The 13,582-nt window shown below is 64.8% G+C and carries 14 protein-coding genes; 6 read left to right on the top strand and 8 right to left on the bottom strand.

Going from position 1 to position 13,582, the window contains the following annotated elements:
- Nucleotides 1-86 precede the first annotated feature (86 nt).
- Nucleotides 87-665 carry a superoxide dismutase [Fe] gene (sodB, locus tag AC1DMY_RS02080; protein ID WP_477163374.1) on the top strand — a complete coding sequence of 193 codons (579 nt, stop codon included), beginning with the start codon at nucleotides 87-89 and terminating at the stop codon, nucleotides 663-665.
- A 153-nt stretch (nucleotides 666-818) separates the two neighbouring features.
- Here the strand turns inward: sodB and AC1DMY_RS02075 are convergent, their stop codons facing one another.
- Both AC1DMY_RS02075 and purE read right to left on the bottom strand, forming a co-directional pair.
- Nucleotides 819-1,991, bottom strand: a complete 1,173-nt coding sequence (locus AC1DMY_RS02075) for a 5-(carboxyamino)imidazole ribonucleotide synthase (RefSeq protein WP_477163373.1) — start codon at nucleotides 1,989-1,991, stop codon at nucleotides 819-821.
- The gene (purE, locus tag AC1DMY_RS02070) at nucleotides 1,988-2,491 is read right to left on the bottom strand and encodes a 5-(carboxyamino)imidazole ribonucleotide mutase (protein ID WP_121878260.1); all 504 of its coding nucleotides are present in this window, start codon (nucleotides 2,489-2,491) and stop codon (nucleotides 1,988-1,990) included. Before purE ends, AC1DMY_RS02075 begins: the two co-directional genes overlap by 4 nt.
- Nucleotides 2,492-2,554: 63 nt before the next feature.
- On the opposite strand from purE, the gene AC1DMY_RS02065 reads away from it, so the two are divergent.
- From AC1DMY_RS02065 to AC1DMY_RS02050, 4 genes are all read left to right on the top strand, one after another.
- Nucleotides 2,555-2,827 (top strand): Trm112 family protein, encoded by a 273-nt coding sequence (locus tag AC1DMY_RS02065; protein WP_477163372.1) that lies wholly within the window; start codon nucleotides 2,555-2,557, stop codon nucleotides 2,825-2,827.
- A gap of 165 nt (nucleotides 2,828-2,992) precedes the next feature.
- Nucleotides 2,993-5,287, top strand: a complete 2,295-nt coding sequence (locus AC1DMY_RS02060; RefSeq protein WP_477163371.1) for a DUF1631 domain-containing protein — start codon at nucleotides 2,993-2,995, stop codon at nucleotides 5,285-5,287.
- Nucleotides 5,284-6,138 (top strand): carboxylating nicotinate-nucleotide diphosphorylase, encoded by an 855-nt coding sequence (gene nadC, locus AC1DMY_RS02055; protein WP_477163370.1) that lies wholly within the window; start codon nucleotides 5,284-5,286, stop codon nucleotides 6,136-6,138. The genes AC1DMY_RS02060 and nadC overlap by 4 nt, the downstream gene beginning before the upstream one ends.
- 108 nt (nucleotides 6,139-6,246) lie before the next feature.
- Nucleotides 6,247-6,654, top strand: coding sequence for a DUF3301 domain-containing protein (locus AC1DMY_RS02050; RefSeq protein ID WP_477163369.1), 408 nt, complete (start codon nucleotides 6,247-6,249; stop codon nucleotides 6,652-6,654).
- 41 nt (nucleotides 6,655-6,695) lie between these two features.
- Here the strand turns inward: AC1DMY_RS02050 and AC1DMY_RS02045 are convergent, their stop codons facing one another.
- The 5 genes from AC1DMY_RS02045 to petA all read right to left on the bottom strand — a co-directional run bounded on the left by AC1DMY_RS02045 (nucleotide 6,696) and on the right by petA (nucleotide 10,681).
- Complete coding sequence (locus AC1DMY_RS02045) at nucleotides 6,696-7,145, bottom strand: ClpXP protease specificity-enhancing factor (RefSeq protein WP_477163368.1); 450 nt, start codon at nucleotides 7,143-7,145, stop codon at nucleotides 6,696-6,698.
- Between the two features lie 168 nt (nucleotides 7,146-7,313).
- The gene (locus AC1DMY_RS02040; protein WP_477163367.1) at nucleotides 7,314-7,937 is read right to left on the bottom strand and encodes a glutathione S-transferase N-terminal domain-containing protein; all 624 of its coding nucleotides are present in this window, start codon (nucleotides 7,935-7,937) and stop codon (nucleotides 7,314-7,316) included.
- Between the two features lie 95 nt (nucleotides 7,938-8,032).
- Nucleotides 8,033-8,761 carry a cytochrome c1 gene (locus AC1DMY_RS02035; protein ID WP_477164174.1) on the bottom strand — a complete coding sequence of 243 codons (729 nt, stop codon included), beginning with the start codon at nucleotides 8,759-8,761 and terminating at the stop codon, nucleotides 8,033-8,035.
- A gap of 13 nt (nucleotides 8,762-8,774) precedes the next feature.
- Nucleotides 8,775-10,076, bottom strand: a complete 1,302-nt coding sequence (locus tag AC1DMY_RS02030) for a cytochrome b (RefSeq protein ID WP_477163366.1) — start codon at nucleotides 10,074-10,076, stop codon at nucleotides 8,775-8,777.
- Nucleotides 10,076-10,681: a ubiquinol-cytochrome c reductase iron-sulfur subunit gene (petA, locus tag AC1DMY_RS02025; RefSeq protein ID WP_477163365.1), complete on the bottom strand. Its 606-nt coding sequence runs from the start codon at nucleotides 10,679-10,681 to the stop codon at nucleotides 10,076-10,078. The genes AC1DMY_RS02030 and petA overlap by 1 nt, the downstream gene beginning before the upstream one ends.
- 381 nt (nucleotides 10,682-11,062) lie before the next feature.
- On the opposite strand from petA, the gene AC1DMY_RS02020 reads away from it, so the two are divergent.
- Complete coding sequence (locus tag AC1DMY_RS02020) at nucleotides 11,063-12,250, top strand: S1C family serine protease (RefSeq protein ID WP_477163364.1); 1,188 nt, start codon at nucleotides 11,063-11,065, stop codon at nucleotides 12,248-12,250.
- Here the strand turns inward: AC1DMY_RS02020 and AC1DMY_RS02015 are convergent.
- Nucleotides 12,236-13,345, bottom strand: a complete 1,110-nt coding sequence (locus tag AC1DMY_RS02015) for a lytic transglycosylase domain-containing protein (RefSeq protein ID WP_477163363.1) — start codon at nucleotides 13,343-13,345, stop codon at nucleotides 12,236-12,238. The genes AC1DMY_RS02020 and AC1DMY_RS02015 overlap by 15 nt on opposite strands.
- Nucleotides 13,346-13,582: the final 237 nt, after the last annotated feature.

Raw genomic sequence — 13,582 nt, 5'->3', positions numbered from 1 at the left:
GATAGTGTATCAGTCGTGCGCGGGTCGCCGGTCCTCGGCCAATCCAGCCCGACCTCTTTCCTCAGCCAACGCCCAGGAGCCACAACATGGCGATCGAACTCCCCCCCTTGCCCTACGAAAAGAACGCACTTGAGCCGCACATTTCCGCGGAAACGCTCGAGTATCACTATGGCAAGCATCATCAGGCCTACGTGACCAACCTCAACAACCTGATCAAGGGCACCGAGTTCGAGAACGCCGCGCTTGAAGACATCATCAAGAAGTCGTCCGGCGGCGTGTTCAACAATTCTGCCCAGGTCTGGAACCACACCTTCTATTGGAACTCGTTGAGCCCCAAGGGCGGCAATGAGCCGACCGGCAAGCTGGCCGACGCCATCAACAAGGCGTTCGGTTCGTTCGACAAATTCAAGGAAGAGTTCACCAAGTCGGCCGTGGGCAACTTCGGTTCGGGCTGGACCTGGCTGGTGCAGCGTCCGGATGGCTCGCTGGGCATCGTCAACACGTCCAACGCAGCCACCCCGATCACCGGCAGCGACAAGCCGCTGCTGACCTGCGACGTGTGGGAACACGCGTACTACATCGACTACCGCAACGCCCGTCCGAAGTACATCGAGGCGTTCTGGAATCTGGCTAACTGGGAATTTGCGGCCAAGAATCTGGCCTGATTCCTTCGCTGCAGGCAGTCATGAAAACGGGGCCGCGAGGCCCCGTTTTTTTGCGCGCTGCCTGCCATTTGTGGGAGCGCACCCTGTGCGCGACAACCCGGCGAAGCGGCAACTCGCAGGTCGCCGTCGCGCACAGGGTGCGCTCCCACAGTGTCAGGTCGCGCTTTTGTTCTCGAGCAATTTGTCGACCGCAGGCTGCGCCTGCGGATCACGCCCCAGCGCATGGGCGATACCCGCCAGGCGTTCGATCAGCTGCGCAGCATCCGGCGCACACACCGTGGCATGCCCCACCTTGCGACCGACACGCGGCTGCTTGCCGTAGTCGTGCCAATGCGCGTCGATGGCTTCAAGCACCGGCGCGGCGTCGGGCAGCTCGCCGATCCAGTTGAACATTGCCGAAAGGCCACGTGCCGAGGTATCGCCCAGCGGCAGGCCGAGCACGGCGCGCACGTGATTTTCGAACTGGCTGGTGAGTGCACCCTCGATGGTCCAATGGCCAGAGTTGTGCACGCGTGGCGCCATCTCGTTGCCGAGCAGCTCGCCGTTCTTCACGAATAGCTCGAGCGCAAACACGCCGACGTAATCAAGCTTTTCCGCCAGCGTGCGGGCCAGACCCGTAGCGCGCGCCTGCAAGGCAGCGATGTCCGAAGCCGGCGCTAGGCTGAGCGACAGCACACCGTCGGTATGCCAGTTCTGCGTGAGCGGCCAGGTGCGGAAGTCGCCGTCGCGACCGCGCACAGCGATCACCGACAACTCGCGATCGAACGGAACGAAGGCCTCGAGAATCAGCCCGTGTGCCTGCGCCTGCGCGCCGAGCGCAGCCCAGGCGGCATCGGCATCGGCCAAGGTCTTGATGCGGAACTGCCCCTTGCCGTCGTAACCGAGGCGACGGGTCTTGAGGATGGCCGGTGCGCCGACGATCGCCAGCGCGCGCTCGAGATCCTCACGCGTGTCGACCGCCTTGAACTCGGGCGTCTGCAGGCCGCACTCGAGGAACAAGGTTTTTTCGGCCAGGCGATCCTGCGCCACGGCCAGCGCGCGCGGCGCGGGAAACACATCGACGCGATTGGCGAGCCAGTGCGCGGTTTCGGCCGGCACGTTCTCGAAATCGAAAGTGACCACGTCGACTTCGCGGGCGAAGTGCTCGAGCGCGTCGTAGTCAGTCCAGTCGGCCACCACCAGCGGGGCAATCTGCCCGGCGCAGGCATCGGCAGCGCTGTCGACCACCAGGGTCTTCACGCCCAGCGGCGCGGCGGCAAGCGCCAGCATGCGGGCGAGCTGGCCGCCGCCGAGGATGCCGAGCACCGGTTGGCGACGAGCGGTCACGAGCGAGGATCCGGGTTATCCAGCACGGTCTGCGTCTGGCGGGAACGGTAGCTGTCGAGCGCGGCAGCGATGGCGGGGTCGTGCAGCGCCAGCACCGAGGCCGCCAGGATGCCGGCATTCACCGCACCAGCGCGGCCGATGGCCAGCGTGCCGACCGGGATGCCTGCCGGCATCTGGGCGATCGACAGCAGCGAATCCATGCCATTGAGCGCTTTGGACTGCACCGGTACGCCAAACACGGGGAGCCGCGTCTTGGCCGCCAGCATGCCCGGCAGGTGAGCGGCGCCACCGGCACCGGCCACGATGACCTGGATGCCGCGACCGACGGCTTCCTCGGCGTACTGGAACAACAGGTCCGGCGTACGGTGCGCCGACACCACGCGCACCTCGTGCGCCACGCCGAGCTCGGCCAGCACGCTGGACGCGTGCTCCATGGTTTCCCAGTCCGAACGGGAGCCCATCACAACGCCCACGCGCGGCGGGAGGGAAGTCGAGGTCATGACCCAAGCCATCCAAAAGGGTTATTGTACGGACTTTCCGCGTCTCGGCACGACCCACTCCCCATGGACAAACGCCTACTCGATATCCTCTGCTGCCCGGTCAGCAAGGTTCCCGTCCGCCCGCTCCAGCGCCAGGAGCTCGACGCCCTGAACAGGGCCATCGGGGCCAGCCAGGTCCAGACCGTGGCAGGCGCCGCCGTGGGCGCGCCGGTCACCGAAGGGCTGATCACCACGGACCGCAAGGTCATCTACCGGGTCGAGGACGGCATCCCCGTCATGCTGCCCGAGGAAGGCATCGGTACCTTGCAGCTCACTGACTTTCCAGCGGCCGCCTGAGGGCCACTTTGGGCCGGATGTCCGCAAGAACCCGCTTCTTGTGAACGTGTCGACATATATCGATACGGCGAATGACAGCGGCCCATGACTTCCCTTATCGTAGGCTGGCGTATTGTCGTATGTGGCTGTGAGCACGTCGGCATCACTTTCAGGGGGTGAAAGGCGATGAAAGACGCCAGTGAATCATCCAATATCGTCAGCCTGACCCAGCGCCTGGACCCGTCCAGCGAGCGCGGAGGCGCCCTCTTGAACACCGTCCGGGACATTGCTGGCCGTCGCCTGCAGATCTTGATCAACGGCATGTTCGAGCATGTCGACGATGCCCTCTTCGACCTGGCCGAAAAAGCCGAGAACAACGCCGCCCAGATGCACTACTTCGACGGCATGCGCGAAGTGCGCAAGCGTCGTCCGATGGTGGAGCGCAGCTTCCTGGCGCAGATCTCGCGCGAGCTGACCGATTTCGCCTCGAGCTACCGCAACAACGCCGGCACCAGCAATGGCGTGTCGCTGCCCGTCGGTTCGGTCGAGCTGTCGCTGGTGGCCGACAACGAACTGGAAGAATCGCTGGCCATCACCAGCATGATCGGCAAGAACGAAACGCGCCTCACGCGCGACCTGTTCGCCGTGAACCAGCGCCTGTCGGTCATCTATGGCGGCATCAAGATTGACGACGCCACCAATCCGGTGGGGCCGGCCGCGCTGTCGCAGGCGTTCCGCCAGGCGATGCGCGAGCTCAGCGCCGAGATGCGCGTCAAGCTGATCATCTACAAGTTGTTCGACCGCTACGTGCTGGCCTCGCTGGACGAGCTGTACCAGGAGATCAACGCCGAACTCGTGCGTGCCGGCGTGCTGCCGCAATTGCGTCACGAGATCCCGCGTGCTGGCGGCGCTGCCCGCGCAGCCGGTACGGCGGCACCCACCGGTACCGCGGCCGCGGCTGAGCAGACGGAAGGCACCTTCCTCGGTGAAGACGAGACAGGTAACGCGTCCAACGAATTGATCCAGACGCTGCGCACGCTGTTCAGCGCACGCCGCCCGGCGCCTGCTGTGGGCGCCATGCAGATGCCCGCCGGCGCCATGCAGCTGCCCAGCGCCAACGAGCTGATCGGTGCGCTGAGCGTGCTGCAGAGCCAGGCCGCCATCAACCAGCACATGCCGCTGAGCACCAGCAACGCGGTGGAACTGGCTGGCGAAGTGCAGCAGCTGAAGGAACACCTGCTAGCCCAGATCGGCTCCCTGCGCGGCGAAAAGCCGAGCCAGGTGTCGACCATCGACGAGGACACCATCGATCTGGTCGGCATGCTGTTCGAGTTCATCCTCGAAGACCGCAACCTGCCGACCGAGATGCAGGTGTTGCTGGCACGCCTGCAGATTCCTTACCTGAAGGCCGCCATCCTCGACCGCAAGCTGTTCGCGCATCGCCAGCACCCGGCGCGCCGCTTGCTCGACAGCCTGGCCGATGCTGCCAAGGGCTGGTCGGCGGAGTCCGATCGCGATCACCGCCTGCACGACAAGATCAAATCCATCGTCGACCGCTTGCTGCAGGACTTCGACGATGACATGACCATCTTCGAACGCCTGTGCGCCGAGCTGCAGGAATTCCAGGACATCAGCCGCCGCCGTGCCGAACTGGCCGAGCAGCGCGTGGCCGAGTCCACCCGTGGCCGCGAGAAGCTCGAGCAGGCGCGCCGCCGCGCTGCCCGCGAGATCCTCAGCCGTATAGAAGGCCATAACCTTCCGCCGCTGATCCATGGGATTCTGTCGCGCGCCTGGGCGAACTACCTGGTACTCACGATTCTTCGCCAGGGCGAGGAATCGAGCGAGTTCCGCGACGCGCTGCGCTTTGCCAACGACTTCATCGACAGCACCAAGCCGGCCCGCACGCTCGACGAGCGCCGCGCGCTGCGCCAGATGCTGCCGGGCATCGAGCGCGCCCTGCGCCGTGGCCTGGGCAACGTGGCGTTCCAGGAAAGCGATATCGATCGCCTGCTGGCCCAGCTGCACACCTATTACCGTCACCAGCTCGGCGAAGCGGTGCCGGAGGCCGAGGTGCATGCAGTGGAGGAATCCACCAGCCTGCCCATTCCCGAAAGCATCCAGCCGATCGCCGAGTCCGAAGCGGAACTTGACCGTACCGAACCCGTGCAGGAGCCGGTGCTCGACACGCCGGAGATGCTGTTGGTCTCCGAGCTCAAGCCCGGCACCTGGCTGGAGTTCGTGACCGGCCCGGACACCATCGAGCGCGCCAAGCTCTCGTGGATCAGCCCGATGAGCGGCCGCTACCTGTTCGTGAACCGCCGCGGCCTCAAAGTGGCCGATTACTCGCCGCACGAACTGGCCCAGGCACTCGCCAGCGGTACGGCGCGCGTGCTTGAATCCACCGCTCTGTTCGACCGCGCGCTGGATGCCATCGTCGGTCGCCTCAGCCAACCGGCCACGTCCCAAGCACCGACCGAATGAATTCAGTACAACTTGTTCCACCTTCGTCCGACCTGATCCAGGCGGAAGTCGAGCGCGCGTTCGCCGAAGATATCGGCAGCGGCGACGCCACCGCCGAGCTGTTGCCGGCGGAAGCCACCGCCAGCGCCACGCTGACCTGTCGCGACGACGCGGTCATGGCGGGCATCGCCTGGTTCAACGCCTGCTTCCTCCGACTCGATCCGCAAGCGCAGATCGACTGGAACGTCCGCGATGGCGACCGGGTCGCCGCGGGTTCGGTGATCTGCCGCCTGCGCGGCAATGCGCGTGCCCTGGTGACTGCCGAGCGTTCGGCCCTGAATTTCCTGCAGCTGCTCTCCGGCACTGCCACCTCGACCGCCGCGCATGTGGCCGCTGTGGCGGGCACCGGCGTGCGCGTGCTGGACACCCGCAAGACCGTTCCCGGCCTGCGACTGGCGCAGAAATACGCGGTGCGCTGCGGTGGCGGTCATAACCATCGCGTGGGTTTGTACGACGCCATCCTGGTGAAGGAAAACCACATCATCGCGGCGGGCAGCATCAAGGCAGCCGCCGAAGCGGCTCGTCGTCTGCATCCGAAGCTGTTGCTGGAGATCGAGGTGGAGAATCTCGATGAACTGCAGCAGGCATTGGATGCCGGTGCCGACCGCATCATGCTCGACAACTTCACCCTGCCGCTGATGCGAGAAGCCGTGGCCCTGGCCAAGGGACGTGCGGAACTGGAGATTTCCGGCAACGTGGATCTGTCGACCATTGGCGAGTACGCGGGCACGGGCGTGGATTTCATCTCCGTGGGGGCGCTTACCAAGCATGTTCGGGCGGTGGATTTGTCGCTGCGGTTGAAGCTCGACTGAGCTTCATCGAGGTGAGCTTGCCGGCTTTTTAGCTCGTCATGACGAGCTCAAAGCGACTTTCACGCCGCGCCCCTTGCAAGCCACACTCCACGCCTACACTCTCGCCCCATGAGCGAGCTTTCCGACCTGATCCTGTTAGTCCTGCTGCTGGCCGTCATCGGCTCGTGGCTCAAGCTTGCCCGCGGCCGCGAGCAGGCCACCCAGGAAGCCAGCCAGCAATGTCGTCAGCATGGCTTGCAGTTGCTCGATGAAAGCGTGGGCCTGCGAGGCGTGCGATTGCTGCGCCAGCATGGCCAACTGCTCTGGGAGCGCTGCTACACCTTCGAGGTGAGCATTGACGGCAACGACCGCGAACCGGGCAAGTTGTGGCTGATCGGCCATACGCTGACCGGCATCAGCTTGCCGACGATCCACAGCCACCTGCCCGGCCTGCTGTCCGAACATGAGCCGCCGCCGGCGCACGACAACGTGGTGCCGCTGCGCCCGCGTTTGCGCAAGGATAACCAGCTTCACTGAGGCGGATCGCGCCGGACCAGCCGGCGCGACGACGGCGTGACTTACTTCACCACGCGCAGAAACGGCGCGCTGCGCTTGGGTTTCTCACCAGCATCGCCTTCAGGCGTCGGCGGAGTGTCGTCCGGATCGGGTGACGACGGCGGCGGCTGATCGCCACCTTCTTCGGCCGGGAACATCATGCCCTGCCCGTTTTCCTGCGCGTACAGCGCCAGCACGGCCTGAATCGGAATATGGATGTTGTGGCTCACGCCGGAGAAGCGCGCCTGAAAGCTGATCCAGTCGTTGCCCAGATCCAGGCTGGCCACGGCACGCATGGCCAGGTTCAGCACGACCTGCCCGTTCTTGATGACCTGCGGAGGCACCCGCACCCCTTCCCGCCCGGCATCCACGAGAACATAAGGTGTCAGATTGTTGTCGGTGATCCAGTCGTAGATCGCCCTCAGCAAGTAAGGACGATTGGAGGACATCGGCGGGAGCTTGTCGTCGGTCATGCAAAAACCTATGGAGTGCGCAGCCTCACGGGATAAGCCCAGGGCGCGCCAGGTGGATCGTGGCAGTGTAATGCGAAGCCGGGGCGAGTTGTCGCAGCGGCGCCGCCCAGAGCGCCAAAGCGCCGCCGGGGAGGCCAGGCAGGCCCTTCAAGGCCTGCCGGCGGGGCCTCAGGGACGCATGGCCTTCTCTTCAGGGGTCATGCTGCGGGCGTAGCCCTGGCTGGCAAACAGGCGCTCGCCATAGTCGAGGATGGGCTTGCCTTCGCGCCCCAGGTCGACCCCCAGCCAAGGCAGGCGCCAGACCACCGGGGCCACCAGGCAATCGGTGAGGCTCATTTCCGGGTTCAGGAAGAACCGGGATGCCTTGAACAGAGGCAGCGCCGACAGCAGGTGCTCCCGCAGCCGTTTGCGGGCCGCATCGGCCGGACGGCCACCGGCCTTGATGAGGTCCACTTCGGGCAGCCAGTCCAGTTCGATCCGCACATTGGCAAGGCGCAGGCGCGCCCTGGACAAGGGGTCGATCGGCATCAGGGGCGGATGGGGATAACGTTCGTCCAGGTATTCGCAGACGACCGCGGTGTTGTAGAGGGTCAGGTCGCGATCAACCAGGGTCGGCGTGCTGCCGTAGGGGTTGAGGTCGAGCAGGTCTTCCGGCGGCTTGGCGGGGTCGACGATCACCCTGTCGTAGCTCACGCCCTTGGCGGCGAGCACGAGACGCGTCCGGTGGCACTGGATGCCATCTGCGGTGGTGTAAAGGGCGAGTGCGGTACGCGAACGAGCGCTTTGGACCATGCGCGATCTCCCCATCGGCTTATCCAAGTACGGCGGCCCCGGTTCCCATCAGAGGGTCGCGGGCCGCCGTACCGTAGGCTCCGGAAGGTGACGTCTTAGTGGACGTCCTTCCAGTACTCCTTCTTTAGCAGATATGCCAGGAAAGTGAAGCCCGCCAGGAACAGCAGCACCCAGATGCCGTAGCGCTGACGCTGGAGGGCGGCCGGTTCGGCAGCGTACTCCAGGAAGTTGGTCAGGTCGCGGGAGGCCTGCTGGTACTGCGCCGGCGTGAGCTTGCCCGGCTGGGAGAGCTCAAGCTTCTCCACGTCGTCGCTGCCTTCCTTCTTCACGGCCGTCTGGATGCCCTGCAATTCCCACAGCGGGAACGGCATGGAGGCATTGGGGAACACCGTGTTGTTCCAACCCACCGGACGGGTCGGGTCGAGGTAGAAGGAGTTGAGGTAGCCGTAGACCCAGTCGGCGGTCTTGGCGCGCACTTCCAGCGAGAGGTCCGGCGGTGCCTTGCCGAAGAACTGCTGGGCCGAATCTTCCGGCATGTGCGAGATCACCGGGTCGCCGAACTTGGCGCCGGTGAAGTTGAGGTTTTTCATTACCTCGTCTTCGGACAGGCCCAGGTCTTCGGAGATGCGCGAATAGCGCACGTACTTCAGCGAGTGGCAACCCACGCAGTAGTTGAAGAACAACTTGGCGCCGCGCTGCAGCGAGGCCTGGTCGTGCACGTTGGTGCCGGCCGAAGGCAGGCCGCCCTCTTCCTGCGCCATGACCGCATTGGTGCCGACCAGCAGGCCAACGGTGAGTGCAACCGTGGAAATGATTTTCTTCATCGAGGGCTGCCGCTTATTCATGGTCAAACACCACCCGCTCCGGAACCGGCTTGGTCTTTTCCCAGCCGAGATGCGTGTAGCACCAGAGGAACACGAAGTAGCCGAAGTAGAGGACGGTCATGAAGCGACCGAACGCGTTCTCCCAGAACGTCGCGTCCGCAGGCACCCACTCCGTGGTCAGCTCGCCGACCACGCCCGCACCCACCAGGGCCAGGCCGATGAAGGACGCGGCGAAAGTCATCAACGCCACCTTGAAGCCGGTGCCGCGATAACGGATGGAGCGCACCTTGCCGGCATCGATCCACGGCAGCACGAACAGCAGGGCGATCGCGCCGAACATGCCAAGCACGCCCCAGAACGCCGTGCCGAAGAACGACGGGATCATGCGCAGGATCGCGTAGAACGGGGTGAAGTACCACGACGGCTTGATGTGCGTCGGGGTGACCAGGTTGTTCGCCGGAATGAAGTTGTCATGCTCCAGGAACCAACCACCGAAGGTCGGCGCAAAGAAGATGATGAAGGCCGCGATCAACACGAAGAAGCCCACCGCCACCAGGTCGTGCACGGTGTAGTACGGATGGAACGGGATGCCGTCGGCCGGCTTGTTCGGGTCCCAGCGGTTGCCCTTGGGCCCATGCTTGATATCGACGCCGTCCGGGTTGTTCGAACCCACTTCGTGCAGCGCGAAGATATGCAGCACCACCAGCAACAGCAGCACCAGCGGCAGCGCGATCACGTGCAGGGCGAAAAAGCGGTTGAGCGTGGCGTCCGCCGGCAGGTAGTCACCCATGATCCATTCGACCAGGCTGCCGCCAATCACGGGCACCGTGCCGAACAGCGAGATGATCACCTTGGCGCCCCAGAACGACATGTTCCCCCACGGCAGCACGTAGCCCATGAAAGCCTCGGCCATCAGCGCCAGGAACACCAGCATGCCCAGCAGCCACACCAGCTCGCGCGGCTTCTGGTACGAGCCGTACATCAGGCCGCGGAACATGTGCAGGAACACCACCACGAAGAACAGCGAGGCGCCGGTGGAGTGCATGTAGCGGATCAGCCAGCCCCACTCCACGTCACGCATGATGTACTCGACCGAGTTGAAGGCTTCCGCCGCACTCGTCTTGTAGTTCATGGTGAGGAAGATGCCGGTGACGATCTGGTTGACGAACACCAGCAGCGCCAGCACGCCGAAGTAGTACCAGAAGTTGAAATTCTTCGGCGCGTAATACTCGGTCATGTGCTTGCGGTAGACCGGCATCAAGCCCGGTGCCCGCTCATTGACCCAATCGCCGACTCGCGTGAATACGTTGGCCATTAGCCGGCCTCCTTCGGATCCACGCCAATCTGGATGTGCGTGTCGTCCATGAAATGGTACGGCGGCACCAGCAGGTTCTTCGGTGCCGGCACGCCCTGATAGACGCGACCGGACATGTCATAGCGTGACTTGTGGCAGGGGCAGTAGAAACCGCCCTTCCAGTCCGGATCGAACGGCTCGGGCTTCATCACCGGCACGAAGTCGGGGACGCAACCCAGATGCGTGCACAGGCCCACCAGCACCAGCCACTCGGGCTTGATGGAGCGTGCTTCGTTCTGCGCGTACTTGGGCTGCTGCTCGGCCGAACCGCTGTCGGACTTGGCGTCGACGAGGCGGGCATCCTGGCTGGGCAGCGCATCGAGCTGCGCCTTGGTGCGGTTGACTACAAACACCGGTAGACCGCGCCAGGGGTAAGTTACCCGTTGGCCCTCTTCGATCTTGCTGATGTCGATCGTGACCGGCGCACCTGCGGATTTTGCCCGCGCACTGGGTTCCCACGACTTGATGAAGGGCACGACTGCCGTAACCACTCCCACACCACCAACCACTGCCGTGGTCGCTGTGAGGAAGCGGCGGCGGCCGTGATCGACGACTTCGTTCGCCATCAGGCTCTCCGGTACTTACATGCCATTGAGACGCGGAACTTAGAAGTTCCACAGGTGCTTGCCAAGCGCGTCGATCAATCCGACAGCAAGAGACTACCTTGCTGTGCAGAGAAAAACCCCTAAGACTCCCCCTTAGAGAACAGCAGGCACGCGCGGCACCAGCACGATGAGCATGCAGCGAGAGCTACAGGCCTTCCGTTGTCGGGACCTAAGCGCACCGGGAAACCCCGGGACGACCCGCTTCGCAAGCGCCAGTGGATTCAGGCTCCCGCAAAATCGCGTTAGTGTAGCGTCAGGGCATGACTCGTACAATAAAATAGCCTCGCCTGCGACACATGCGCGCACCCCTCTCTAACGCCTTGCCGTGAAACGCATTACGACATGAAACATGCCGCTGGCACGCTCGCATTCATCGCCCGCTTCGTGGTGCTCGGGCTGGCGGCTGCGTTCGTCATCAGCCTCGCGTGGCCAGATGTTGGCCATCGCCTGAGGGAACGTTTCGGGGTCGCGCCGACGCCGACCACCGAGTCGATCAGTAGCTCATCGACGCCTGCGCACACAGGCGGCCCCATCTCCTACGCGGACGCCGTCGCCAAGGCAGCGCCGTCGGTCGTAAACATCTACGCCAACAAGATGGTCACCGAGCAGGCGGTGCAGATGTATACCGACCCGGTGCTGCAGCGATTGTTCGGCGGCCGTCCGACCGGCCCTGCCTACAAGCGCCGCGAGCAGAGCCTGGGCTCGGGCGTGATCGTGCTGCAGGGTTATGTGCTGACCAACAACCACGTGATCGCCAACGCCGACGACATCCAGGTACTGCTCTACGACGGCCGCGTGGCCAAGGCCACGGTGGTGGGCGCCGATGTGGAGACCGACCTCGCGGTGCTGCGGATCGACGCCGGCAACCTGCCGGTGATCCATATCGCCGACCACCGCCCCACCCGCACCGGCGACGTCGTGCTTGCCATCGGCAATCCGCTGGGCCTCAACCAGACGGTGACCATGGGCATCGTCAGCGCGATCGGCCGCCAACTGAGCAGCTCCAGCCCCGAAGACTTCATCCAGACCGATGCGGCCATCAATCTGGGCAACTCGGGCGGCGCCCTGGTCAACACCGAGGGTGAGCTGGTCGGCATCAATACCCTGCTGATCGGCAAGGCCGCCAACGCCGAAGGCATCAGCTTCGCCATCCCGGTGGCCAGCGCCAAGCGCGTGCTCGATCAGATCATCGACAGCGGCCACGTCGTGCGCGGCTGGATGGGCGCCGATTACACCTTCGTTCCCGTCGCTGCCGACAGCGGCCTGCCGGCAGCGCCACGCGGTGCGCAGGTCACCGACATCTATCCAGGTGGACCGGCCGCGGCCGCCGGCATCCAGCCGCACGACATTCTCTTGCGGATTGGCTCGGAAGACATCGTCGATCCCTCCGACCTGCGTCGGCACGAGGCTGCGCTCAAGCCGGGCAGCAAGGTGGAAGTCTCCGGGCTGCGCAATGGCGCGCCGTTCCACACCGAAGTGATTCTTGCGCAGCGTCCGCCGACCACGCCGACGGCGTCACTGGATAGCTGACAACCCCGCCGCAGCCACGGGCGATCGACCACCACCCGGATGGATGGCCAAGCCGTAACGCTTGCGCAGCGTGCCCACGCGCTCGACATAGACCTGCGTTTCCGCAAACGGCGGCACGCCGTTGTAGCGCTGCACGGCGCCAGGGCCGGCGTTGTAGGCCGCAGCCGCCAGGCGTTCGTTGCCATTGAAGGTGCGCAGCAAGAGGCCGAGATAGCGCGCGCCGCCGCGAATGTTCTGCGCGGTGTCGAAAGCATCGCGCACGCCCATGTCGTTGGCCGTGCCGGGCATCAGCTGCATCAGGCCTTGTGCGCCCTTGATCGATAGCGCACGCGGATTGAAGGCACTTTCTGCGTGAATGATGGCGCGCAGAAAAGCCTCGTTGACGCCGGACTCCTGACTGGCCAGCGCGATCACATCGGTATAGGCCGCAAGATTTAGCGCCACCGAATCCCAGCGAATATTCGAATGCAGGTTGCACGCCACGCAGGTGGCGATGTAACTGAAGAGCATGGTCACGTCGTGCCCCCGCTCGCCGGCCGGCCGCAGGTTGGTGTATTCCACGCTGCCGTCCTTGCGCACCACGCGATAGACCGCGCCACGCAGCACGCGACTGCCATCGGCATCCGCATCGGCCACCGGCTTGCTGGGCGTAGAGGTGCTGCGCGCCGGGCTCGCCTCGCTATAGCTCCATTGCCCCGGCTTTCCCGCAGGCGCAGGCGCTGACCTGGCCGTTACGACGCGAGCCGTGGTTTCCACCGAGTCTTCTACCCAGGCCACCGACGGCGGCTGCGGCGCAGGCACCGGCTGCGTTTTGGCGGCCGAGGTTTCCGCCGAGCCCTTGACCGTCGCCAGTGAAGGCGCGGGGGCAGCTGGCTTCTTGCGCACCGGATCGGGCGCGCCGGCGATGCGGCTGCAGCCCTGATAACCCGCCGTGCTGCTGCTGAAGACGGTTTCGCCTGCCGAGCCGGTGCAGCGGTAGAGTGCGCCAGAGTGGCCCGGCAGCGAAAACACCAACAGCCCTGCAAACAAGGCGCAGCCAGCGAGGATCCGCCGAGGGGCCGCCGCGCCCAGCCGCGATAAGGGCAGCCCGCTCACGGACTCCCCTCGGGCCGCCCAGCCTTGGCGGCGGCCTCATCACGGTCAAGCAACGACATCACTCCCCCCTTTTCTTCATCTTCTCCCCGGGGCTTAGCCGGCGCGGGGTTCGGCGGCAGTGTGCTACCGCGCTGCCCTCCACGCCAAGCGCTGCGCGACCAAATCGTGCGTCAGCGCCCGTTTCCAGCCGCCCCATGGGCGCGCAAGTGCTTGATCTGGCTCGCCCGTTGCAGTGGC

The sequence above is a fragment of the Dyella sp. 01L423 genome (genome assembly GCF_056399945.1).
Note: the sequence above shows the minus strand (reverse complement) of the source record. Positions and strands in the feature narration are given on the sequence as shown.

Excerpts from the sequence above, each read along its gene's own strand:
- sodB (WP_477163374.1), top strand. The coding sequence starts at position 87 with ATGGCGATCGAACTCCCCCCCTTGCCCTACGAAAAGAACGCACTTGAG.
- purE (WP_121878260.1), bottom strand. The coding sequence starts at position 2,491 with ATGACCTCGACTTCCCTCCCGCCGCGCGTGGGCGTTGTGATGGGCTCC.
- AC1DMY_RS02065 (WP_477163372.1), top strand. The coding sequence starts at position 2,555 with ATGGACAAACGCCTACTCGATATCCTCTGCTGCCCGGTCAGCAAGGTT.
- AC1DMY_RS02060 (WP_477163371.1), top strand. The coding sequence starts at position 2,993 with ATGAAAGACGCCAGTGAATCATCCAATATCGTCAGCCTGACCCAGCGC.
- nadC (WP_477163370.1), top strand. The coding sequence starts at position 5,284 with ATGAATTCAGTACAACTTGTTCCACCTTCGTCCGACCTGATCCAGGCG.
- AC1DMY_RS02050 (WP_477163369.1), top strand. The coding sequence starts at position 6,247 with ATGAGCGAGCTTTCCGACCTGATCCTGTTAGTCCTGCTGCTGGCCGTC.
- AC1DMY_RS02045 (WP_477163368.1), bottom strand. The coding sequence starts at position 7,145 with ATGACCGACGACAAGCTCCCGCCGATGTCCTCCAATCGTCCTTACTTG.
- AC1DMY_RS02040 (WP_477163367.1), bottom strand. The coding sequence starts at position 7,937 with ATGGTCCAAAGCGCTCGTTCGCGTACCGCACTCGCCCTTTACACCACC.
- AC1DMY_RS02035 (WP_477164174.1), bottom strand. The coding sequence starts at position 8,761 with ATGAAGAAAATCATTTCCACGGTTGCACTCACCGTTGGCCTGCTGGTC.
- AC1DMY_RS02030 (WP_477163366.1), bottom strand. The coding sequence starts at position 10,076 with ATGGCCAACGTATTCACGCGAGTCGGCGATTGGGTCAATGAGCGGGCA.
- petA (WP_477163365.1), bottom strand. The coding sequence starts at position 10,681 with ATGGCGAACGAAGTCGTCGATCACGGCCGCCGCCGCTTCCTCACAGCG.
- AC1DMY_RS02020 (WP_477163364.1), top strand. The coding sequence starts at position 11,063 with ATGAAACATGCCGCTGGCACGCTCGCATTCATCGCCCGCTTCGTGGTG.